This window comes from Lentzea sp. NPDC051213, assembly GCF_044455585.1.
Lineage (GTDB): Bacteria > Actinomycetota > Actinomycetes > Mycobacteriales > Pseudonocardiaceae > Lentzea.
On the sequence record NZ_JBITEX010000011.1, the window covers coordinates 192,505 to 213,178 of the forward strand.

The window sequence follows — 20,674 nt, forward strand, 5'->3', positions numbered from 1 at the left end:
ATGACGCTCGCGATCACCCCGAACACCACCGCTTCGGTTCCCGCTGTCGTCGGTTCCGACCTGCGGATTCCGCTGGTGACCGGAGAGCGCGTCACGTACGCCAACCTCGATCACGCGGCCAGCGCGCCGTGTCTGCAGGAGGTCCGCGACGCCGTCGACGAGCTGCTGCCCTGGTACGCCAGCGTGCACCGCGGCGCCGGGTTCGCCTCCCAGGTCTCCACCCGCGTCTACGAGCAGGCACGTGACCGCGTGCGGAAGTTCGTCGGCGCGCACTCCTCCGACGCCGTCGTCTTCACCCGCAACACCACCGATTCGCTGAACCTGCTGGCACGCAGCGTTCCCAAGGGCACGGCCGTGGTGCTGTTCGACAGCGAGCACCACGCGGCACTGCTGCCCTGGCGCGGTCCCAACGTGCAGCGGATCGCCACCCCTACGTCGTCCGGTGCGGCCCTCGCGGCACTGGACCGGGCCCTGACCGCCGCCCCGGTCGGTCCGCGGCTCGTGATCGTCACCGGGGCGTCCAACGTCACCGGCGAGTTGTGGCCGGTAGCCGAGCTCGCGAAGGTCGCGCGTTCGCACGGTGCCCGCGTCGCGCTGGACGCGGCGCAGCTCGCCCCGCACCGCCCGATCAACGCCCGTGAGCTGGGCGTCGACTACATCGCGTTCTCCGGTCACAAGATCTACGCGCCGTTCGGTGCCGGCGTGCTGGTGGGCCGCGCGGACTGGCTGCAGCAGGCCCAGCCGTACCTGGTGGGCGGCGGCGCCACGGCCAAGGTCACCGATCACGGCGACCGCCTGGGCGTTGCCTGGTCGAAGGTGCCGGAGCGGCACGAGGCGGGCAGCCCGAACGTCGTCGGCGTGCACGCGCTGGCCGCGGCCTGCGAGATCCTCTCGCGGCACTGGGAGCAGACCATCGCGCACGAGCAGGAGCTGCTCACGCGCCTGCGTGAGGGCCTGCGCACGGTTCCCGGCTTCCGGGAGCTGTCGATCCTGACCGACGCCGACCGCGTGGGCGTCGTGAGCTTCACCATCGCCGGTTTCGACGCGGGCTTCCTCGCGGCGGCCCTTTCCGCCGAGTACGGCATCGGTGTGCGGGACGGCGCGTTCTGCGCGCACGTGATCGTCGGCCGCCTGGTCAAGCAGGCCGGTTCGAACGAAGAACGCGCTGTGCGCGCGTCGATCGGCCTCGGTACGACGGCCGAGCACGTGGACCGTTTGGTGGCGGCGTTGCGCACGCTCGTCACCGAAGGTCCCAAGTGGACTTACACGCAGCGCGACGGCCGCTGGGTGCCCGAGGACGACAGCCGAACCCTGCCGCCGTTCCTCGCGTAGTCCCGGTCGTGGACAATGACCTGGTGAGTGACGAGTCCAAGGCCGACGAGAAGGCCGCCGCCAAGCCTGCTGAAGAGCAGGCCGGCGAGCCTGAGGTGGTCGAGGAACCGAAACCCGAGGCGGACGCCGAACCGGAGAAGGCTGCGGAAACGAAGCCTTCCGAGGACGACGACGCTGCCGAGTTCTCGATCACCGGGTCGCTGCCGGAGCCGAGAGTGCACCTGCTCGCCGTGCTCGCGGCCGGTGTGCTGGTCCTGGACATCCTCACAAAAGTCCTGTCCGTGGCCTTTCTCGAGGATGCCGAGCCGATCAAGCTGTTCGGTGGCGTGCTCTACCTGACGTTCGTCCGCAATCCCGGTGCCGCCTTCGGGCTGGCCGAGGGCTGGACGTGGATCCTCGCGCTGATCGCGCTGGGTGTCGTCGGGTTCATCCTCTGGATCGCGCGCAACCTCCGCTCCCAGGGCTGGGCCATCGGCCTCGGCCTGGTGCTGGGCGGTGCCGTCGGCAACCTCGCCGACCGCATCTTCCGCGAGCCGGGTCCGCTGCGCGGCCACGTGGTGGACTTCCTCTCGCTGTTCGACCCGTTCGGCCGCGTTTGGCCGGTGTTCAACGTCGCTGACATGGCGATCGTCTGCGGTGGCGCGACGATCGTGGTGCTGGCGCTAATGCAGCACGACTACGACGGGACGGTCCACAAAGAGAAAAAGGTCGAGGCGTGAGCGGATACCGAACGCTGCCGATTCCCGACGGGCTGGACGGCATGCGTGTGGACGCGGGCCTCGCCAAACTGCTCGGGTTGTCCCGCACCGTCGTCGCCGGCATCGCCGATGCGGACGACGTGCTGATCGACGGACGGGTGGTCGGCAAGTCGGATCGGCTGGTCGCCGGCGCGATGCTGGAGATCACTCTGCCGGCCCCGCCGCAGCCGATCACCGTCCAGGCGATTCCGGTCGAAGGCCTCGTCGTGATCCACGAGGACGACGACATCATCGTCGTCGACAAGCCGGTGGGCGTCGCCGTGCACCCGTCGCCCGGCTGGACCGGCCCGACCGTCGTCGGTGGCCTGGCCGCCGCCGGGCACCGGATCGCCACCTCCGGGGCTGCCGAGCGGCAGGGTGTCGTGCACCGGCTCGACGTCGGCACCACGGGTGTGATGGTCGTGGCCAAGTCGGAGTCGGCCTACTCGGCTTTGAAGCACGCCTTCAAAGAGCGGACCGTCGACAAGGTGTACCACTCGATCGTTCAGGGCCACCCGGACCCGATCAAGGGCACGATCGACGCCCCGATCGACCGGCACCCGAAGCACGACTACAAGTTCGCGGTGATGCAGGACGGCAAGCCGTCCATCACGCACTACGAGGTCATCGAGGCGTTCCGCGCGGCGTCGTTCGTCGAGGTGCACCTGGAGACCGGGCGCACGCACCAGATCCGCGTGCACTTCTCGGCGCTGCACCACCCGTGCGTCGGCGACCTGACGTACGGCGCCGACCCGACGCTGGCCAAGCGGCTCGGGGTGTCGCGGCAGTGGCTGCACGCACGGCAGCTCGGGTTCCACCACCCGGCGGACGGGCAGTGGGTCACCTACACGTCGGAGTACCCGGCTGACCTGGCCGCCTCGCTGGAGAAGCTGCGCGAAGAGGGCTGATCGCGGCTGCCGGGCCCGGTCGGCCCGGCACTAGTCCTCGACGGTCCAGACGAGCGTGTTGAGGTCGACCTCGGGCCGCACGCTCCAGCGCACCTGGATGACCTCGGTCGCGTCCGGCAGCACGAAGACGGTGTGCCCGCCGGTGGTCTCGCCCGGCTGCACGCCCAGCTTGTGCGCGGGGCGGGAGGACAGGGACACCGGGGCCTTCGTCACGGTCTCGCCGGTCTTGGTGACCAGGACCAGGTACATGTCCGGGAGCGAGGTGTAGGGCACCTGCGACGTGTTCGTCACCTCGGTGTGCACGACCACGGACCGCTCGCCCTCGGCCAGCTTGTAGCCCGCCGCGGTGAACAGGAAGTCCGCCGGGTCGACGACCTCCACCAGCTGGATCGAGAGGTGGGCACCTTCCAGGCTGTCCGCCTCGAGGGACGTGCCGACCTTGCCGGTGCGGGACACGGGCCTGGGTTGCGGCTGGTCCGCGCGCACCCAGCCGGCCGACTGCGGCGGACCCCAGGTCGCTTGGGGCTGAGGCTGGGCCGGGAACGGCTGGCTGGACGGGCCCTGCGGGCCGTACGGGACCTGGTGCGGGCCGCTCACGTGGTGGGGACCGCTCTGGTGCACCGCGTAGCCACCGGACGGCGGTGGGCCCATGTAGTTGCCGTAGGCGGCGGCGTTGGCGAGGGCCCGGCGCACGCCGTTGGGGTCGCATTCGACACCCACCAACAGCGGGAGACCGCTGCCGGACAGGGTGATCAGGCGCATGGCGGCCTCGCGTGGATCCATGCCGAGGCGCTGGGCGATCTCGTGCACAGCGGCGCGGCCCGACTCGGCTAGAACGGCGAGCAGGCGAGCGTCTACGGGATCAGGGGCCACCACGAATTGAAACGCTACCTGCCGGGTGAGATCTTCGCGTCATCGCCTGCCGGATCGAGATCAAGGCCTCCGCGAGCCACCTCACGCCCATGATGTGACCAGGCGGTTTGGCGCCACCCGCGCGCCGGTCGCACCCGGCGCCCGGCAGGGCCTGTAGGCTCGACCGGCGCCAGGACGTCTTCGTCCCTTGTTCGCGCTAAAACGCTTGCTACACAAGGGGGTTGCCGGTGTCGGACTCGTTTGTGCATCTGCACGTGCACACCGAGTACTCGATGCTCGACGGTGCGGCCAAGGTGGCCCCGCTGTTCGAGGAGGCCGAGCGGCTCGGCATGACCGCTGTCGGTATGAGCGACCACGGCAACATGTACGGGGCCGACGAGTTCTACCAGACGGCCACCAAGACCGGCATCAAGCCGATCATCGGCATCGAGGCCTACCTCGCTCCGCACAACCGCCTGCACAAGAAGCCGGTCGCCTGGGGCGACCCCGGCCAGCGCGGCGACGACATCTCCGGTGCCGGTGCGTACACCCACATGACCATGTGGGCGAAGGACGCGACCGGTCTGCGGAACCTGTTCCGGCTGCACACCGAGGCCAGCAAGACGGGCTACTACTACAAGCCCCGGATGGACCGCGAGCTCGTCGCCGAGCACGCCGAGGGCATCATCGCCACGACCGGCTGCCCGTCCGGCGAGGTGCAGACCCGGCTGCGGCTCGGCCAGGTGCAGGAGGCCTACCAGGCCGCCTCCGACTACCGCGACATCTTCGGCGCGGAGAACTTCTTCCTCGAGCTGATGGATCACGGCCTCGAGATCGAGCGCCGGGTTCGCGACGAGCTGCTGGAGATCAGCAAGAAGCTCGGCATCCCGCCGCTCGCGACCAACGACAGCCACTACGTCACCAAGGACCAGGCGGACACGCACTCGGCCCTGCTGTGCGTGCAGTCCGGCAAGATGCTGACCGACCCGAACCGGTTCAAGTTCGACGGCGACGGCTACTACCTCAAGTCCGCCGAGGAGATGCGGCAGATCTGGAAGGACCTGCCGGAGGCGTGCGACAACACGCTGCTCGTCGCCGAGAAGATCGAGTCCTACGCCGACATCTGGAGCGTCAAGGACCGCATCCCGAACTTCGAGGTCCCCGAGGGCGAGGACCAGGCTTCGTGGTTCCGCAAGGAGATCCGGCGCGGTCTCGAGTGGCGGTTCACCGGCCAGGAAGTCCCCGAGGAGTACATCAAGCGCTGTGACTTCGAGGCCCAGGTCATCATCGACAAGGGCTTCCCGGCGTACTTCCTCATCGTCGCCGACCTGATCAACTACGCCCGCAGCGTGGGCATCCGGGTCGGTCCCGGCCGTGGTTCGGCCGCGGGTGCCGCGGTGTCGTGGGCGATGGGCATCACGAACATCGACCCCATCCCGCACGGTCTGCTGTTCGAGCGGTTCCTGAACCCCGAGCGCACCGCCATGCCCGACATCGACATCGACTTCGACGACCGCCGTCGCGGCGAGATGATCCGTTACGCCAGCGAGAAGTACGGCGCGGACCGGGTCGCGCAGGTCATCACCTTCGGCACCATCAAGACCAAGGCGGCGCTGAAGGACTCGGCGCGCGTGCACCACGGTCAGCCGGGCTTCGCGATCGCCGACAAGATCTCCAAGGCGCTGCCGCCGCCGATCATGGCGAAGGACATCCCGCTCAACGGCATCGTCAACAAGAGCCACCCGCGCTACGGCGAGGCCGCCGAGGTCCGGTCGCTGCTGGAGACCGACTCCCAGGTCAAGGAGATCTTCGACACCGCGCTCGGTCTCGAGGGCCTGATCCGCAACGCCGGCGTGCACGCCTGCGCGGTGATCATGTCGAAGGACCCGCTCACCGACTCCATCCCGCTGTGGTACCGCGACGACGGCTCGTTCATCACCGGCTGGGACTACCCGTCGTGCGAGAACATCGGCCTGCTGAAGATGGACTTCCTCGGGCTGCGCAACCTCACGGTGATGGGCGACGCCATCGAGAACATCGAGGCCAACCGCGGCAAGGACGCGGTCCCGGACTTCGACAAGCTCACGCTGGACGACCCGGAGACCTACGCCCTGCTCGGCCGCGGTGACACGCTCGGCGTGTTCCAGCTGGACGGCGGGCCGATGCGCGACCTGCTGCGCAGGATGCAGCCGACGACGTTCGAGGACATCGTCGCGGTCGGCGCGCTGTACCGGCCCGGTCCGATGGGTGTGAACGCGCACAACGACTACGCGGACCGCAAGAACGGCCGCCAGGAAGTCAAGCCGATCCACCCGCAGCTCGAGGAACCGCTCAAGGTCATCCTCGGCGAGACGCATGGCCTGATCGTCTACCAAGAGCAGATCATGTTCATCGCGCAGGAGGTCGCCGGCTACTCGATGGGCCGCGCGGACGTGCTCCGCAAGGCGATGGGCAAGAAGAAGGCCGAGGTCCTCGCCAAGGAGTTCGAGGGCTTCCAGCAGGGCATGCGCAACGACCCGCGCGGCTTCTCCGACGAGGCGATCAAGGCGCTGTGGGACACGATCCTCCCGTTCGCCGGCTACGCGTTCAACAAGTCGCACGCCGCCGCGTACGGCCTCATCTCGTACTGGACGGCGTACCTCAAGGCGAACTTCCGCGCCGAGTACATGGCCGCCCTGCTCACGTCGGTCGGTGACAACAAGGACAAGTCGGCGGTCTACCTCGCCGAGTGCCGCCGCCTGGGCATCAAGGTCCTCCCGCCGGACGTCAACGAGTCGGCGCTGCGCTTCGGTGCGGTCGGCACGGACATCCGCTTCGGTCTCGGCGCGATCCGCAACGTCGGCGCGAACGTCGTCGAGTCGATCATCAAGACCCGCAAGGAGAAGGGCGCCTACACGTCCTTCACGGACTTCATGGACAAGTCCGAGCTCGTCGCGTGCAACAAGCGCGTGATCGAGTCGCTGATCAAGGCCGGTGCGTTCGACGCGTTCGGCAACACGCGGCTGTCGCTGATCCAGGTGCACGAGGACGCGGTCGACGCCGTCGTCCCGATCAAGCGCAAGGAAGCGGAAGGCCAGTTCGACCTGTTCGGCGCCGACAGCGGTGACGAGCAGGACGACAGCACGTCACCGTTGGCGCACCTCAAGTTCGGCACCGACGAGTACCAGCGCAAGCAGATGCTCAGCCTCGAGAAGGAGATGCTGGGGCTGTACGTGTCCTCGCACCCGCTCGACGGTGCCGAGCGGATCCTGCGCAAGTTCGCGCCGAGGCCGATCGCGGTCGTGCTCGACGATCCGCCCAAGGAAGGCGAGCTGATCGTCTCGGGCATGATCTCGTCGATCGAGCGCCGGGTGAACAAGAACGGCCTGCCGTGGGCGATCACCGTCATCGAGGACCTGGACGCGTCCATCGAGGTGTTGTTCTTCCCGAAGTCCTACGAGGTGCTTCGCGACGATCTGGAGCTCGACTCCGCCGTGTGCGTGAAGGGGCGGGTGAACTGGCGCGAGGACAAGATGGCGATCTTCGGTGACGGTGTCGTCCCGCTCGACATCAGCGACGCGGAGCTGAATCCCGACGCGGATCCGCCGGTCGTCCTCGGGCTCACCACCAAGATGCTGACGCCCGAGCTGGTCGAGGAGCTCAAGATCACGCTCAAGTCGCACGAGGGCCACGTCGCGGTGCATCTGGAGGTCCAGAAGCGCGACAAGTCGAAGGAAATGCTGGTGGTGGACAACTACCGGGTCCAGCCGACGCCGTCGTTCTTCGGTGATCTCAAGACCATCCGGGGCATCACCATCCAGCGGTGACTTTCGCCAGTGGAGGAATGCTCGACTTTTGGTGGCGAGCGAGTAGTAAACGGGGTTAACTGGGTGAGGTGACGACTCTCACCCAGTTGCCCGCCGACTACGTCCAGAACCCGCACGAAGTGCACGACATGTTGCGTGCCGAGGGGCCCGTGCGAGAGGTCCTCCTGCCGCGAGGACTCAAGGTCTGGCTCGTGACTCGTTACGAAGAGGCCAAGGTCGCGCTGACCGACCCGAGGATCAGCAAGAACATCCTCGACGGCCGCCACATCTTCGAACGCCACTCACCGCCGGACACCGACCGGCGCATGTTCGACCAGGCGCTGACCGTGCACATGCTCAACATGGATCAGCCCGGTCACACCCGGCTGCGCAAGCTCGTGACCAAGGCGTTCACCGCCCGCCGGATCGAGCTGATGCGGCCGCGGGTCGAGGAGATCGCCGCCGAGCTGATCGCGAAGATGGCCGACGGCACGGAGGTCGACCTGCTGGAGGCCTTCGCGTTCCCGTTGCCGATCACGGTGATCTGCGAGCTGCTCGGCATCCCGATCGACAACCGCGACGAGTTCCGCGAGTGGTCGAACCAGCTGCTGTCCTACGGCACGCAGGAGCAGATCGCGCAGGCCGGTGCCGCGATGGCCCAGTTCCTGTTCGAGCACGTCGACCGGATCGCGGCGGCCGAGCAGACCGACGACTTCTTCTCCGCGCTCGTGCACGCCGACGACTCCGGCGACCGCCTCGACCGCAACGAGCTGGTGTCGATGGCGTTCCTGCTGCTCGTCGCCGGCCACGAGACGACGGTGAACCTCATCGGCAACGCGGTGCTCGCGCTGCTGCGCAACCCCGATCAGTTGCAGATCCTCAAGGACCGGCCCGAGCTGATCCCGGCGGCGGGGGAGGAGTTCCTGCGGCTGGAGGGGCCGGTCAACATCGCGACCTTCCGCTACACCACCGTGCCGATCGAGCTGGGCAGCGTCACGGTCCCCGCGGAGGAGCTCGTGATGGTGTCGCTGGTCGCGGCCAACCGGGATCCGGACCGCTATGCGAACGCCGACCAGCTCGACGTCACCCGCGACGCGCGGGGCCACGTCGCGTTCGGGCACGGCATCCACTTCTGCCTGGGCGCACCGCTGGCCCGGCTGGAGTTCGACGTGGCGCTCACGGCGTTGCTCAGGCGGTTCCCCAACCTCACGCTGGCCGCCGAGCCGGAGACGCTGGTGTGGCGGGACAGCACGTTGATCCGCGGTCTGCACACGCTTCCGGTCCGCCTCGCTTAATCTTCGGCGGGTGGACGACCTGCTGAAGCTCGACCAGGCGCACGTCTGGCACCCGTACGGCCCGATGCCGGGCACCCAGGAGCCGCTGCTCGTCAGCTCGGCCGAGGGTGTCCGGCTCACGCTCGCGGACGGCCGTGAGCTCGTCGACGGGATGTCGTCCTGGTGGGCGGCCATCCACGGCTACCGGCACCCGGTGCTGGACGCCGCGGTCACCGAGCAGCTCGGCCGGATGAGTCACGTGATGTTCGGCGGGCTCACGCACGAGCCCGCCATCCGGCTCTGCGCGAAGCTCGTCGAGATCTCGCCCGCGGGGCTGGAGCACGTCTTCCTGTGCGACTCCGGCTCGGTGTCGGTCGAGGTCGCGGTCAAGATGTGCCTGCAGTACTGGCGCTCGCAGAACCGGCCGGAGAAGCACCGGCTGCTGACGTGGCGCGGCGGGTACCACGGCGACACGTTCAACCCCATGTCCGTGTGCGATCCCGAGGGCGGGATGCATTCGCTGTGGCGTGGAATCCTGCCGGTCCAGGTGTTCGCAGACGCCCCGCCGGCCGAGATGGACACGGCGTACGTGCAGCACCTAGCGGACGTCATCGAGGAACACGCCGGTGAGCTCGCCGCGATCATCGTCGAGCCGGTCGTGCAGGGTGCGGGCGGCATGCGGTTCCACGACCCGCGCTACCTGCACGTTCTGCGTGAGCTCGCGTACACGCACGACGTCCTGCTGGTGTTCGACGAGATCGCCACGGGCTTCGGCCGCACCGGTGAGCTGTTCGGTGCCGACCACGCGAACGTCAGCCCGGACGTGATGTGCGTCGGCAAGTCGCTGACCGGCGGTTATCTGTCGATGGCCGCGACTTTGTGCACGTCACGGGTGGCGGACGGGATCAGCAAGGGCGAGGTGCCGGTGCTCGCGCACGGGCCGACGTTCATGGGCAACCCGCTCGCGTCGGCGGTGTCGCTGGCGTCGATCGACCTGCTGCTGTCGCAGGACTGGAAGCGCGAGGTCGCCCGCATCGAGAACGGCCTCAAGAAGGGCCTCGCACCCGCACGCGCGTTGCCCGGTGTGAAGGACGTGCGCGTGCTGGGCGCGATCGGTGTCGTGCAGCTGCATGAGCCCGTGGACATGGCACGAGCGACCAAAGCGGCCGTGGACGCCGGCGTGTGGCTGCGGCCGTTCCGCGACCTGATCTACACGATGCCGCCGTTCGTCAGCACGGACGACGACGTCGCCACGATCTGTCAGGGCGTGATCGCGGCGGCGAGCTGAGTGTCGGTCGGCTCGACCAGGAAGTCACCGTTCGGGAGCACGACGACGGGGATGTTCTTGCGGCCCGCGATCTCGATCGCCCGGTCCCGCGCCTCGTCGTCGTGCTCGACGTCGACGTAGGTGAACGGCACGTTGTTGCGGGTCAGCCACGACTTGGCCCGGCGGCAGTCACCACACCACTCGGCGCCGTACATCACGATCGGTTGCTCAGCCATGCAGTCACGGTATGTGAGCGCATAGGGTGATTGCCTGTGAGCGTGCTGGTGATCACGGGAACTGGGACCGAGGTCGGCAAGACTGCCGTCACCGCGGGCATCGCGGCGTTGGCCAGGGCGGAAGGCAGGCGGGTCGCGGTGCTGAAGCCCGCGCAGACCGGCCTGCTGCCCGGTGAGCCGGGTGATGTGGCCGAGGTGGCCCGGCTGGCGGGTGACGTGACGACCCGTGAGCTGGCGAGATACCCCGATCCGTTGGCCCCGGCCACGGCCGCGCGACGGGCCGGGATGGCCACCGTGCATCCCAAGGACGTCGCCTCCGCCGTGACCGAGCTCGACGCCGCCCACGACCTGGTGCTGGTCGAGGGCGCGGGCGGGCTGCTGGTCCGGTTCGACGAGAGCGGCTCGACCCTGGCCGACATCGCGTGGGCGGTGAACGCGCCGGTGCTGATCGTGGCGCAGGCGGGCCTGGGGACGCTGAACACGACCGCGCTGACCGCCGAGGCGCTGCGGCGGCGTGGCATCGAATCGCTCGGCGTGGTGGTGGGCAGCTGGCCGCTGCACCCGGACCTCGCCTCACTGACGAACCTGATCGATCTGCCGGAGGAAGCCGGTGCGCCCTTGCTGGGGGCGCTGCCGCAGGGTGTGACCAAGCTCGGTTCTGTGGATTTCCTCGCCGTCGCCAGGCGATCGTTCTCACCGTGGTTCGGCGGCGAGTTCGACCCGGAAACGTTCGCGGCTCAGTTCGCGGTCCAGTGACCTACGTCGCTCCACGATGAAGGATTCAGTGAGGCAGACTGCTCGCCAGGCCACAGAGGAGGAGACACCGTGACCGCAGCACCGGAACAGATCGACGTGCTCGACGAGGCTCGTGAGCAGGTGCTCGAACGAGGCGTTGGGCTCACCGAGGCTCAGGTGCTGAAGGTGCTCGAGCTGCCAGAAGATCGAGTCCCCCAGCTCCTGGCGCTGGCGCACGAGGTGCGCGAGCGCTGGTGCGGCCCCGAGGTCGAGGTCGAGGGCATCGTCTCGCTGAAGACCGGTGGCTGTCCCGAGGACTGCCACTTCTGCTCGCAGTCGGGCCAGTTCCCGTCGCCAGTGCGTTCGGCGTGGCTCGACATCCCCGGCCTGGTCCGCGCGGCGCGCCAGACCAGGGACACCGGCGCGACCGAGTTCTGCATCGTCGCGGCCGTGCGCGGCCCGGACAAGCGGCTGCTTTCGCAGGTCCGCGACGGCATCAAGGCGATCCGCGCGGACGGCAACGACATCCAGATCGCGTGCTCGCTCGGCATGCTCACGCAGGAGCAGGTCGACGAGCTCGTGGCGATGGGCGTGCACCGCTACAACCACAACCTCGAGACCGCGCGCTCGCACTTCCCGAACGTCGTCACCACGCACTCCTGGGAGGAGCGCTGGGACACGTTGCGGATGATCCGCGACGCCGGCATGGAGGTCTGCTGCGGCGGCATCATCGGCATGGGGGAGACGCTGGCGCAGCGCGCGGAGTTCGCCGTGCAGCTCGCCGAGCTGGAGCCGGACGAGGTGCCGCTCAACTTCCTGATCCCGAACCCCGGCACGCCCTACGAGAACTACCCGGTCGTCGAGGGCGCCGAGGCGCTGCGCACGGTCGGTGCGTTCCGGCTGGCGCTGCCCCGCACGATCCTGCGGTTCGCGGGCGGCCGAGAGCTGACGTTCGGCGACCTGGGTGCGAAGCAGGGCATGCTCGGCGGCATCAACGCGATCATCGTCGGCAACTACCTGACGAACCTCGGCCGGCCGGCCCAGCAGGACCTCGACATGCTCGAGGAACTGTCCATGCCGATCAAGGCGCTGAGCCAGACCTTCTGATGAACTACTGCTCCTTTTGTGGCAAGGCCGAGGATGAGGTCGACCACTCGTTCTGCCGACAGCGGCTGTCGATGATCGACCCTCCTCGGTACTGCTCGGCGTGCGCGCGCCGGATGGTCGTCCAGGTGACCCCGGACGGCTGGACGGCGCGCTGCAGCCGCCACGGTGAGATCACTTCTGCTCGGTAGTAACCTCTCGCGAATGGACGAGAAAGCAGCGCCGGTGCGCATCGAACCCGTGCCGGAGCCGCTGTACGTCTACCACTACATCCGGCCGCGGCCGAAGGTCGTGGTGAAGCGGGATCTGCTGCCCGGCCTGGCCGTGCTGCTGACGACGTTCACGGCCGGCATTCCCGCCGCGCTGCTGTGGTCGTGGCTCGCCCCGGGGCAGCTCAAGATCGTGTCGCCGCAGGACAACAAGCTCTACCCGATCGGTGTGGAGAGCTACCACCGGCTCGACGCGCTGATGGTGTTCGTGCTGATCGGTCTGGGCGCGGGCTCGATCACCGGCATCGCGGTGTGGCTGCTGCGGCAACGGCGTGGGCCGGTCGTGATGCTCGCGATGACGGCCGGTTCGCTCGCGGCGGCGTGGTTCGCGCAGTACTTCGGCGGCTCGCTGGCCGCCGGCAAGTACCCGATGCCGTCGACGATCAAGCCGAACGACACCCTGCTCGTCGCGCCTGCTTTGGAGACGTGGTGGGGAGTTCTGGCGTGGCCGCTGGCGGCCGCGCTCGCCTACGGTTGCTGTGCGGCGTGGAATGGCCTGGACGACCTGGGGCGGCGCCTCGGTTGAATTGCCATGAGGGTGACCTTCATGGACCTCAGGTCCATGAAGGTCACCCTCATGGCTTTAGCGGGTTACCCGACCCGGTAGGCGAAGTCCGGCATGTCGGTGACGAACATCTGACCCGGCGCGTGCGTGATCGCGAACGGCGGCCTGGACTTCATCAGCACCGCCTGCGGAGTCACGCCGCACGCCCAGAACACCGGCACGTCACCGGGTTCCGGCTCGACGGTGTCCCCGAAGTCCGGCGCGTGCACGTCGTCGATCCCGAGCATCCGCGGATCGCCGGCGCCGACCGGTGCCCCGTGCACCGACGGCATCAGGGCGGTGACCTTGTGCGCTATGTCCACAAGGGACTCCGGAATCCACCGCATCGACACGACCATCGGCCCGTGCAGCCGTCCGGCGGGACGGCACTGGATGTCCGTGACGAACATGGAGACGTTCCTGCGCTGATCCACGTGCCGCAGCGGCACTCCGGCGCTGCGCAGCGCCGTCTCGAACGTGAAGCTGCAGCCGATCAGGAACGTCACCAGGTCGTCGCGCCAGTACTCGGTCGCGTCCTCCGGCTCCGCGACGAGCTCGCCGTGTTCCCAGATCCGGTAGCGCGGCGCGTGGGTCCGCACGTCCGCGTCCTGCTTGAGCGCGCTGACCGTCTCACCGGCGTCGAGCACGTCCAGCACCGGGCACGGCTTGGGGTTGCGGTGCGTGAAGAGCAGGAAGTCGTACGCCCAGTCCTTCGGGATGGCGATCAGGTTGGCCTGCGCCTGTCCCGGCGCCTGTCCCGCGGTCGTCATTCGAGCTCCTTGTTCACCGTCTCCGGCAGCCAGATCAGCGCCACCACGGCGATTCCGTACGCCGCCGCACCGAACAGCATGGCACCGCCGATGCCCAGCCGGTCGGCCATGAACCCGACCAGGCCGGGGAACACCGCGCCGAACGCCCGCCCGAAGTTGTAGGTGAAGCCCTGCCCGGTGCCGCGCAGGTGCGTCGGGTAGAGCTCGGACAGGTAGCTGCCGAACCCGCTGAAGATGGCCGACATGCAGAAGCCGAGCGGGAAGCCGAGGAACATCACCAACGTGTTGGCGCCGTTGGGAATCTGCGTGTAGGCGACGATGAGCAGCGCGCTGGCGACCGCGAAGAGCACGAAGGTCTTCTTGCGCCCCAGGTAATCCGTGAGATAGCCGCCGCTGACGTACCCGATCCACGCGCCGGTGATGAGGAACGCGAGGTAGCCGCCCGTGCCGATGATCGTGAGGCCGCGCCCGGTCTGCAGGAACGCCGGCAGCCACGTCGCGAGCGTGTAGTACCCGCCCTGGACACCGGTGGCGAGCAGCGCGGCGAACAGCGTGGTCTTGAGCAGGCCGCCCTGGAAGATCTTCGGGAACGTGCCCTTCTGGTGGGTCTGCGCCTTCGCTTCGGGTGCGTCGTCCACGTTGCGGCGCACGTAGAAGATCAGGATCGCGGGCAGCGCACCCGTCCAGAACATGATCCGCCACGACCAGCTCGGGTCGGCCAGCGAGGCCACGAGGGTGTTGACGACGACCGCGAGACCCCAGCCGACCGCCCACGCGCTCTGGATGAACGCCACCGTGCGCCCGCGGTACTTCGGCTTGCAGTACTCGGCCACGAGGATCGCGCCCGCGGCCCACTCGCCACCGAACCCGAGGCCCTGCAGCGCGCGGAAGACCAGCAACGTCTCGTAGCTCGTCGCGAACCCGCACAGCACGGTGAAGAACGCGTACGCCGCGACCGTGATGATCAGCGTTTTGGAGCGGCCGAACCGGTCGGCCATCACGCCGGCGACCGCGCCGCCGATGGCGCTCATGAGCAGCGTGCTCGTGCCGAGAAGACCGGCTTCCGCCTTGGTGAGGCCGAAGTAGCCGGTGATCGCGACCAGGCTCAGCGGCAGGACCCAGTAGTCGTAGGAGTCCAGCCCGTAGCCGCCGAACGCGCCGATGAAGGCGCGTTTGCCCTTCGTGCCGAGACTGCGGAACCAGGCGAAACGGCCTGTGTCCTCAGTTGTGGACGTGCTCATGGGACACCTCGCAGCGTGGTGGAGGAGTGGTCGAGTGTGATGTGGCCCTCAGAGTAAGGATTGTTCAACAATCCCACAAGACCACAATCCCACGATCCGACAATCGGCTCCGCCCGCCTCCTCCTGATGGCGTTTGCAAGTACCACCAACTCATGATCGAACCGTCGCCAACTACACCCAACTTGTTCGGTGTGCGCCGAACAAGTTGGGTGTAGTTGCAGGCCTGTTGATGTTGGGTTGGTGGTACTTGCAGACGCCTGGAGCGGCGGTCAGTTCGGGCTGGGCACGTGACCGAACTCGGTCAGCGGCACGGGCACGGCCTTCAGGGCGCTGAGGATCCCGGTCTCGCGGTGCAGCATCCGCCGGACGAGCCGCAACCGCCGAGCCGGCGATCTCTCCTCCAGCAGCCGCTGCCGATCCTCGACCGGCAGCAGGCAGTCCGCGGCCAGCAGGTACGACAACGCCCCGACGTCGACGTCGTCCGCCGGCGAGGACCAGTCCTCCCGGTGCCACGCCGCCCCGCAGTACCGCTCATGAGCCGCCCGCGCGCCGCGTTCCAGGATCGGCACGACCTCCAGCGCCGCCTGGGGCACGGGAGCGTCTTCCACGTACTCGATCTGGCCCAGCAGGTACGGCGCGGTCGTGGAATCGACGTCCAGCAACCGGAAGCGCCGCACGCCGCGCGTGACGATGTCGAAGCGGCCCTCCGGCTGCGGTCGCGCGTCCAGCAGGTCGGCGGAGCAGCCGATGTCCCGCATCGAGCGGACGTTGTCCGCGCCGACCTCCCAGCCCTCCTTGATGCACACGACACCGAAGGTGCGGCCGAACAGCGACCCGGTCATCAGGTCGACGACGAGCTGGCGGTAGCGCGGCTCGAAGATGTGCAACGGCAAAGACGCCCCTGGCAACAGCACTGTGCCCAGGGGGAAGAGCGGGAGCGTCTCTGCCACGCGTCCCACGTTACGGGTTGCCACTCCCGCCCGCCGGACGGCCGGACGCCGGTGGCCTCAGCACGGCGAACGGGTCGGTGACTTTGATTCCCTTGGCGCTGAACCGGAACAACGCGGCCGGGCGGCCGCCGGACGGGCCGGGGGGAGCGGTGCCGCCGGTCGGTTCCAGCAACAGCCTCCGCGACAGGACCCGTTGCAGGTTCGTCGCCGACACCCGGTAGCCCAGTGCGGCCGAGTAGTGGTCGCGCAGCAGGGAGATCGTGAACTCCGGTGGCGCCAGGGCGAAACCCACGTTCGTGTACGACAGCTTCGAGCCCAGCCGATTCCGCGCTCGATGGACGATCGAGGCGTGGTCGAACGCCATTGGAGGGAGCGTGTCCACGCAGTGCCACTCGGTGTCCGCCGGTCGCTCCGGATCGACGTCCGAAGGCACCAGTCCGAGGAACGCCGTCGCCACCACGCGGGGCCCCGGTACGCGGTCCGGGGCGCTGAAAACGGCGAGCTGTTCGACGTGTGACAACTGTCGCACGTCGACTTTTTCCGCCAGCTGACGGCGGATGGAGGTCTCCACGTCCTCGTCCACCCGCAGCTCTCCACCCGGCAACGACCAGCGGTGAGCGTGTGGCTCCCGTGCGCGCTCCCAGAGCATGACCTGGAGTGACGCACCTCTCACCCGCAGCACAGCTGCCAGAACTTCGTGCCCCACGCCCGCCACTCGGCTGATACTATCGGCGACGTTTTCGACCATAAGGCGAAAACCTGGGATCGAGGAGGCAGCGATGGTCGCTACCGCAACTGTGGAGCGAACCGCGGCAGGCGTGTTCGGTGGAGTCGAGCCGGACGCCGCGTGGCGGGACGAGGTGTTGCGCCTCGCGAAGGAGCGGGACGCCGTCATCCTGGCGCACAACTACCAGCTTCCCGAGATCCAGGACATCGCCCACCACACCGGCGACTCGCTCGCGCTGTCCCGCATCGCGGCGCAGTCCGACGCGGAGACCATCATCTTCTGCGGCGTGCACTTCATGGCCGAGACCGCGAAGATCCTGGCGCCGCAGAAGACCGTGCTGATCCCGGACGAGCGCGCGGGCTGCTCGCTCGCCGACTCGATCACCGGCGCGCAGCTGCGCGAGTGGAAGGCCGAGCACCCCGGTGCGGTCGTGGTGTCCTACGTGAACACCACCGCCGAGGTGAAGGCCGAGACGGACATCTGCTGCACGTCCTCGAACGCCGTCGACGTCGTCGCGTCGATCCCGGCCGACCGCGAGGTGCTGTTCTGCCCGGACCAGTTCCTTGGCGCGCACGTCAAGCGCGAGACCGGCCGCGAGAACCTGCACATCTGGGCGGGCGAGTGCCACGTCCACGCCGGCATCAACGGCCCCGAGCTGGCCGAGCGCGCTGCGGCCAACCCGGAGGCGGACCTGTTCATCCACCCGGAGTGCGGCTGCGCGACGAGCGCGCTGTACCTGAGCGGCGAGGGCATCGTCCCGGCGGAGAAGGTCAAGATCCTCTCGACCGGCGACATGATCACCGCGGCCCGCAGCACGAAGGCCACCAAGGTGCTCGTCGCGACCGAGATCGGCATGCTGCACCAGCTGCGCAAAGCCGCCCCGGAGATCGACTTCCGCGCCGTCAACGACCGCGCGTCGTGCACCTACATGAAGATGATCACCCCGGCCGCGCTCCTGCGGTGCGTGCGCGAGGGCCTGGACGAGGTGCACGTGGACCTGGAGACCGCCAAGCACGCCCAGGGTGCGGTGCAGCGCATGATCGAGATCGGCAAGCCCGGCGGCGGTGAGTGATGGCCGCGCGCTGGGAGGCGCGGGCCGACCTGATCGTGGTCGGCACGGGGGTGGCGGGCCTCACGGCCGCGCTGCGCGCCCGTGAGCTGGGACTTCGCGTCCTGGTCGTGACGAAGGCAGCCGGCGACGACGGCAACACGCGCTGGGCGCAGGGCGGCGTCGCGGTGGTCATGGCGGACCAGCACGACCCCGGCGACTCCGTCGGGCGGCACATCGAGGACACGCTGACGGCGGGCGCCGGCCTCTGCGACGACGCCGCGGTCGCCGCGATCATCACGGACGGGCCCGCGGCGGTCGCCCGGCTCCGTGAGCGCGGCGCGGTGTTCGACGCGAAGCCCGGCGGTCTGCTGGAACGCACCCGCGAAGGCGGCCACAGCGCGTTCCGCGTCGTGCACGCGGGCGGTGACGCGACCGGCGCCGAGGTCGAGCGCGCGCTGCTCAAGGCCACTGTGGACGGACGGGTTCCCCTGCTGGAGAACCACGTCGCGGTCGACGCCGTCAAGACGCCGCTGGGCGCGGTGAGCGGCCTGCTGGTGCTCGACGGCAACGGCGTGCCCGGCGTGCTGTCCGCACCGGCCGTGCTGCTGGCGACCGGGGGCCTCGGCCAGATGTACCAGGCGACCTCGAACCCGTCCGTGGCGACGGGTGACGGCCTGGCGCTCGCGCTGCGGGCCGGTGCGCTCGCGGCCGACGTCGAGTTCATCCAGTTCCACCCGACCGTGCTCTACACCGGCCGCGGCGCTCGTGGCCGATGCCCGCTCGTCACCGAGGCCGTGCGCGGCGAGGGTGCCGTGCTGGTCGACGCGACCGGTGCCCGCGTGATGAAGGGCGTGCACCCGCTGGAAGACCTCGCCCCGCGCGACGTCGTGGCCGCCGCGATCACCCGGCACATGGCGCTCGAGCCCGGTGGCGTCGACGACCACGTCTTCCTGGACGCGACGGCGTTGCACGACATGGCCACCCGCTTCCCGACCGTGTACGCGGCCTGCGTGACGGTGGGCATCGACCCGGCCGTGGACCCGATTCCCGTTGCCCCGGCGGCACACTTCGCCTGCGGTGGTGTGGTCTCCACCGTCGACGGCCGCACCGGCGTGACCGGTCTGTACGCCGTCGGTGAGGTAGCCCGCACGGGCTTGCACGGCGCGAACCGCCTGGCCTCCAACAGCCTGCTCGAAGGCCTGGTCTGCGGCACCCGTGCCGCGGAGGCCGTGGCGGCGGACCTCGCCGTCGGGATGCTCGCCCCGGCTCGCTCGGTGGACCCGGTGCTGCCGACGGCTCCGGTGGCCGATCGCGACCTGCTCCAGCGCGTGATGTCCCGCTACGCCGCGATCGGCAGGGACGCCGAGGGCCTCGCGGTCGTCGGCTCGGTGCTCGACGTGTCCACTGTGGACAAGCAGCTGGAGTCGCGCGAACTGGTCGAGGACGCGGCTTTGACGATGGCCGCCCGTGCCCTGATCGCGGCGGCTCAGGAACGCACCGAGTCTCGCGGCTGCCACGTCCGCACGGACTACACGGAGCGTTCCGAGATGTGGCAACGCAGTCAGCTCGTCCGGCTCACCCCGACCGGCCAGCCGGTGCTGGCCGATCCTGTTCTCGCTGAGGGTGTCGCATGATCGATTGGGACGACGCGAACCGGGTCATCCAGCTCGCTTTGGAGGAAGACCTCCGCTACGGCCTGGACGCCACGACGCTGGCCACTGTGCCGGAGAAGGCCGTTGCCACGGCGGAGATCACTCCGCGCGCGGCCGGTGTGTTGTGTGGTGTGGAGATCGCCAAGGCGGCCTTCCAGCGCTACCTCAACGATGTCGAGGTGCTGCACGAGGCCGAGGATGGCGACAAGGCCGTGCCCGGCGAACCAGCGCTGGTGCTGAGCGGCCGCACTCGTGGCCTGCTCACCGTCGAACGCACGGCGTTGAACCTGATCTGCCACCTCTCCGGCATCGCCACGCAGACCGCCCGCTGGGTCGACGCGATCGAGGGCACCGGCGCGAAGGTCCGCGACAGCCGCAAGACGTTGCCAGGGCTCAGGCTGCTGCAGAAGTACGCGGTCCGGTGCGGCGGCGGCGTGAATCACCGGATGGGACTCGGTGACGCGATCCTGATCAAGGACAACCACGTCGCCGCGGCCGGCTCGGTGGGCGCCGCGATCCGCGCGGCCCGTGCGCACTCGCCCGAGCTGCTGATGGAGGTCGAGGTCGACAGCCTGACGCAGCTCGACGAGGCGATCGCCGAGGGCGCGGAACTGGTGCTGCTGGACAACTTCACGCCAGAGCAGTGCGCCGAGGCCGTGAAGCGCAGCCCGGAGAACGTGAAGCTGGAGGCGTCCGGCGGACTCACGCTGGACGTGGCCCGCCGGTACGCCGAGACCGGCGTGGACTACCTCGCGGTCGGTGGCCTCACGCACTCCAGCCCGTCACTCGACCTCGGCCTGGACCTGCGCTAGCGGCTGGTAGCGCACGAAACCACCCTGACGGACGCCGGGAAAGTTCTGCACCCGGCGCCAGTCAGTGGTGACCGAGCCGACTCCGTTGCCGTCCGACAGCGCCTCGGCGTGGTCCTCGGCACTGACCCACTCCGCGTAGTTGATGACCTGCTTGCCGTCCTCCCGGATGTGGAAGGCGGCGGAGATACCACCTGGGTGCGGGTTCGGCTCGCTCGAGAGCGCGACGAACACCGAGTCGACCCACGCCCGCGCGGTGGCTTCGTCGTCGGTGTCGATCGTGACGAGCACGACGCAGCCGACCTTCTTGGCACCGTTCGGGCCGCCGGAGCGGTAGAGCTTGAAGCCGTCGAGTTCCGTGCGGTCGCGGACGAACGAGGGCAGGACTGGAAGTGTCATGCCCCCGATCCTGTGATCTCCAGTTAGCTGGA

General features: G+C 68.9%; 20 protein-coding genes. 13 read left to right on the top strand and 7 right to left on the bottom strand.

Features of this window, described 5'->3' with window-relative positions; all coding sequences use genetic code 11:
* The 3 genes from ACIA8G_RS39225 to ACIA8G_RS39235 are packed head-to-tail and all read left to right on the top strand — an operon-like array spanning nt 1 to nt 2,977.
* The gene (locus ACIA8G_RS39225) at nt 1-1,332 is read left to right on the top strand and encodes an aminotransferase class V-fold PLP-dependent enzyme (RefSeq protein WP_396423848.1); all 1,332 of its coding nucleotides are present in this window, start codon (nt 1-3) and stop codon (nt 1,330-1,332) included.
* 23 nt (nt 1,333-1,355) lie between these two features.
* A complete protein-coding gene (gene lspA, locus ACIA8G_RS39230; RefSeq protein ID WP_396423849.1) occupies nt 1,356-2,051 on the top strand; it encodes a signal peptidase II in 696 nt (231 codons plus the stop codon).
* Between the two features lie 41 nt (nt 2,052-2,092).
* On the top strand, nt 2,093-2,977 hold the full coding sequence (locus tag ACIA8G_RS39235; RefSeq protein ID WP_396423970.1) for an RluA family pseudouridine synthase: 885 nt from the start codon (nt 2,093-2,095) through the stop codon (nt 2,975-2,977).
* Nucleotides 2,978-3,007: 30 nt separating this feature from the next.
* On the opposite strand, the gene ACIA8G_RS39240 is transcribed toward ACIA8G_RS39235, so the two are convergent.
* On the bottom strand, nt 3,008-3,853 hold the full coding sequence (locus tag ACIA8G_RS39240; protein ID WP_396423850.1) for an AsnC family protein: 846 nt from the start codon (nt 3,851-3,853) through the stop codon (nt 3,008-3,010).
* Between the two features lie 269 nt (nt 3,854-4,122).
* Between ACIA8G_RS39240 and dnaE the strand changes: the two genes are divergently transcribed.
* The 3 genes from dnaE to ACIA8G_RS39255 all read left to right on the top strand — a co-directional run bounded on the left by dnaE (nt 4,123) and on the right by ACIA8G_RS39255 (nt 10,176).
* Complete coding sequence (gene dnaE / locus ACIA8G_RS39245) at nt 4,123-7,635, top strand: DNA polymerase III subunit alpha (RefSeq protein ID WP_396423972.1); 3,513 nt, start codon at nt 4,123-4,125, stop codon at nt 7,633-7,635.
* Between the two features lie 68 nt (nt 7,636-7,703).
* A complete protein-coding gene (locus ACIA8G_RS39250) occupies nt 7,704-8,909 on the top strand; it encodes a cytochrome P450 (RefSeq protein ID WP_396423851.1) in 1,206 nt (401 codons plus the stop codon).
* 64 nt (nt 8,910-8,973) lie between these two features.
* Nucleotides 8,974-10,176 carry an adenosylmethionine--8-amino-7-oxononanoate transaminase gene (locus tag ACIA8G_RS39255; protein ID WP_396423973.1) on the top strand — a complete coding sequence of 401 codons (1,203 nt, stop codon included), beginning with the start codon at nt 8,974-8,976 and terminating at the stop codon, nt 10,174-10,176.
* Here the strand turns inward: ACIA8G_RS39255 and ACIA8G_RS39260 are convergent.
* Nucleotides 10,149-10,391, bottom strand: coding sequence for a glutaredoxin family protein (locus ACIA8G_RS39260; RefSeq protein WP_396423852.1), 243 nt, complete (start codon nt 10,389-10,391; stop codon nt 10,149-10,151). The genes ACIA8G_RS39255 and ACIA8G_RS39260 overlap by 28 nt on opposite strands.
* Nucleotides 10,392-10,427: 36 nt before the next feature.
* Here ACIA8G_RS39260 and bioD point away from each other — a divergent pair, with 36 nt between their 5' ends.
* The 4 genes from bioD to ACIA8G_RS39280 all read left to right on the top strand — a co-directional run bounded on the left by bioD (nt 10,428) and on the right by ACIA8G_RS39280 (nt 13,025).
* Complete coding sequence (gene bioD, locus ACIA8G_RS39265) at nt 10,428-11,147, top strand: dethiobiotin synthase (protein ID WP_396423853.1); 720 nt, start codon at nt 10,428-10,430, stop codon at nt 11,145-11,147.
* Between the two features lie 69 nt (nt 11,148-11,216).
* Nucleotides 11,217-12,233 (top strand): biotin synthase BioB, encoded by a 1,017-nt coding sequence (gene bioB, locus ACIA8G_RS39270; protein ID WP_396423854.1) that lies wholly within the window; start codon nt 11,217-11,219, stop codon nt 12,231-12,233.
* Nucleotides 12,233-12,421 (top strand): hypothetical protein, encoded by a 189-nt coding sequence (locus tag ACIA8G_RS39275; protein WP_396423855.1) that lies wholly within the window; start codon nt 12,233-12,235, stop codon nt 12,419-12,421. Before bioB ends, ACIA8G_RS39275 begins: the two co-directional genes overlap by 1 nt.
* Nucleotides 12,422-12,434: 13 nt before the next feature.
* Nucleotides 12,435-13,025, top strand: a complete 591-nt coding sequence (locus tag ACIA8G_RS39280; RefSeq protein ID WP_396423856.1) for a DUF2567 domain-containing protein — start codon at nt 12,435-12,437, stop codon at nt 13,023-13,025.
* 65 nt (nt 13,026-13,090) lie between these two features.
* Here ACIA8G_RS39280 and ACIA8G_RS39285 read toward each other — a convergent pair whose 3' ends face one another.
* The 4 genes from ACIA8G_RS39285 to ACIA8G_RS39300 all read right to left on the bottom strand — a co-directional run bounded on the left by ACIA8G_RS39285 (nt 13,091) and on the right by ACIA8G_RS39300 (nt 16,683).
* Nucleotides 13,091-13,813: a putative hydro-lyase gene (locus ACIA8G_RS39285; protein ID WP_396423857.1), complete on the bottom strand. Its 723-nt coding sequence runs from the start codon at nt 13,811-13,813 to the stop codon at nt 13,091-13,093.
* Entirely contained in the window at nt 13,810-15,054 is a 1,245-nt protein-coding gene (locus ACIA8G_RS39290; RefSeq protein WP_396423858.1) for an MFS transporter, read from the bottom strand. Before ACIA8G_RS39290 ends, ACIA8G_RS39285 begins: the two co-directional genes overlap by 4 nt.
* A gap of 269 nt (nt 15,055-15,323) precedes the next feature.
* Nucleotides 15,324-16,004 (bottom strand): LON peptidase substrate-binding domain-containing protein, encoded by a 681-nt coding sequence (locus tag ACIA8G_RS39295; protein ID WP_396423859.1) that lies wholly within the window; start codon nt 16,002-16,004, stop codon nt 15,324-15,326.
* Nucleotides 16,005-16,014: 10 nt separating this feature from the next.
* A complete protein-coding gene (locus tag ACIA8G_RS39300) occupies nt 16,015-16,683 on the bottom strand; it encodes an NUDIX domain-containing protein (protein WP_396423974.1) in 669 nt (222 codons plus the stop codon).
* Between the two features lie 100 nt (nt 16,684-16,783).
* Between ACIA8G_RS39300 and nadA the strand changes: the two genes are divergently transcribed.
* Genes nadA through nadC form a run of 3 tightly spaced genes read left to right on the top strand, consistent with a single transcriptional unit; the run spans nt 16,784 to nt 20,246 of the window.
* Nucleotides 16,784-17,803 (top strand): quinolinate synthase NadA, encoded by a 1,020-nt coding sequence (gene nadA / locus ACIA8G_RS39305; RefSeq protein WP_396423860.1) that lies wholly within the window; start codon nt 16,784-16,786, stop codon nt 17,801-17,803.
* Nucleotides 17,803-19,416: an L-aspartate oxidase gene (locus ACIA8G_RS39310; RefSeq protein WP_396423861.1), complete on the top strand. Its 1,614-nt coding sequence runs from the start codon at nt 17,803-17,805 to the stop codon at nt 19,414-19,416. The genes nadA and ACIA8G_RS39310 overlap by 1 nt, the downstream gene beginning before the upstream one ends.
* Complete coding sequence (nadC, locus tag ACIA8G_RS39315; protein WP_396423862.1) at nt 19,413-20,246, top strand: carboxylating nicotinate-nucleotide diphosphorylase; 834 nt, start codon at nt 19,413-19,415, stop codon at nt 20,244-20,246. Before ACIA8G_RS39310 ends, nadC begins: the two co-directional genes overlap by 4 nt.
* On the opposite strand, the gene ACIA8G_RS39320 is transcribed toward nadC, so the two are convergent.
* Nucleotides 20,217-20,642: a hypothetical protein gene (locus tag ACIA8G_RS39320; RefSeq protein WP_396423863.1), complete on the bottom strand. Its 426-nt coding sequence runs from the start codon at nt 20,640-20,642 to the stop codon at nt 20,217-20,219. The genes nadC and ACIA8G_RS39320 overlap by 30 nt on opposite strands.
* Between the last annotated feature and the right edge of the window lie 32 nt (nt 20,643-20,674).

Excerpts from the sequence above, each read along its gene's own strand:
- nadA (WP_396423860.1), top strand. The coding sequence starts at position 16,784 with ATGGTCGCTACCGCAACTGTGGAGCGAACCGCGGCAGGCGTGTTCGGT.
- ACIA8G_RS39320 (WP_396423863.1), bottom strand. The coding sequence starts at position 20,642 with ATGACACTTCCAGTCCTGCCCTCGTTCGTCCGCGACCGCACGGAACTC.
- ACIA8G_RS39225 (WP_396423848.1), top strand. The coding sequence starts at position 1 with ATGACGCTCGCGATCACCCCGAACACCACCGCTTCGGTTCCCGCTGTC.
- ACIA8G_RS39275 (WP_396423855.1), top strand. The coding sequence starts at position 12,233 with ATGAACTACTGCTCCTTTTGTGGCAAGGCCGAGGATGAGGTCGACCAC.
- nadC (WP_396423862.1), top strand. The coding sequence starts at position 19,413 with ATGATCGATTGGGACGACGCGAACCGGGTCATCCAGCTCGCTTTGGAG.
- ACIA8G_RS39290 (WP_396423858.1), bottom strand. The coding sequence starts at position 15,054 with ATGAGCACGTCCACAACTGAGGACACAGGCCGTTTCGCCTGGTTCCGC.
- ACIA8G_RS39255 (WP_396423973.1), top strand. The coding sequence starts at position 8,974 with ATGCCGGGCACCCAGGAGCCGCTGCTCGTCAGCTCGGCCGAGGGTGTC.
- ACIA8G_RS39235 (WP_396423970.1), top strand. The coding sequence starts at position 2,093 with ATGCGTGTGGACGCGGGCCTCGCCAAACTGCTCGGGTTGTCCCGCACC.
- ACIA8G_RS39260 (WP_396423852.1), bottom strand. The coding sequence starts at position 10,391 with ATGGCTGAGCAACCGATCGTGATGTACGGCGCCGAGTGGTGTGGTGAC.
- dnaE (WP_396423972.1), top strand. The coding sequence starts at position 4,123 with ATGCTCGACGGTGCGGCCAAGGTGGCCCCGCTGTTCGAGGAGGCCGAG.
- ACIA8G_RS39310 (WP_396423861.1), top strand. The coding sequence starts at position 17,803 with ATGGCCGCGCGCTGGGAGGCGCGGGCCGACCTGATCGTGGTCGGCACG.
- ACIA8G_RS39280 (WP_396423856.1), top strand. The coding sequence starts at position 12,435 with ATGGACGAGAAAGCAGCGCCGGTGCGCATCGAACCCGTGCCGGAGCCG.
- ACIA8G_RS39285 (WP_396423857.1), bottom strand. The coding sequence starts at position 13,813 with ATGACGACCGCGGGACAGGCGCCGGGACAGGCGCAGGCCAACCTGATC.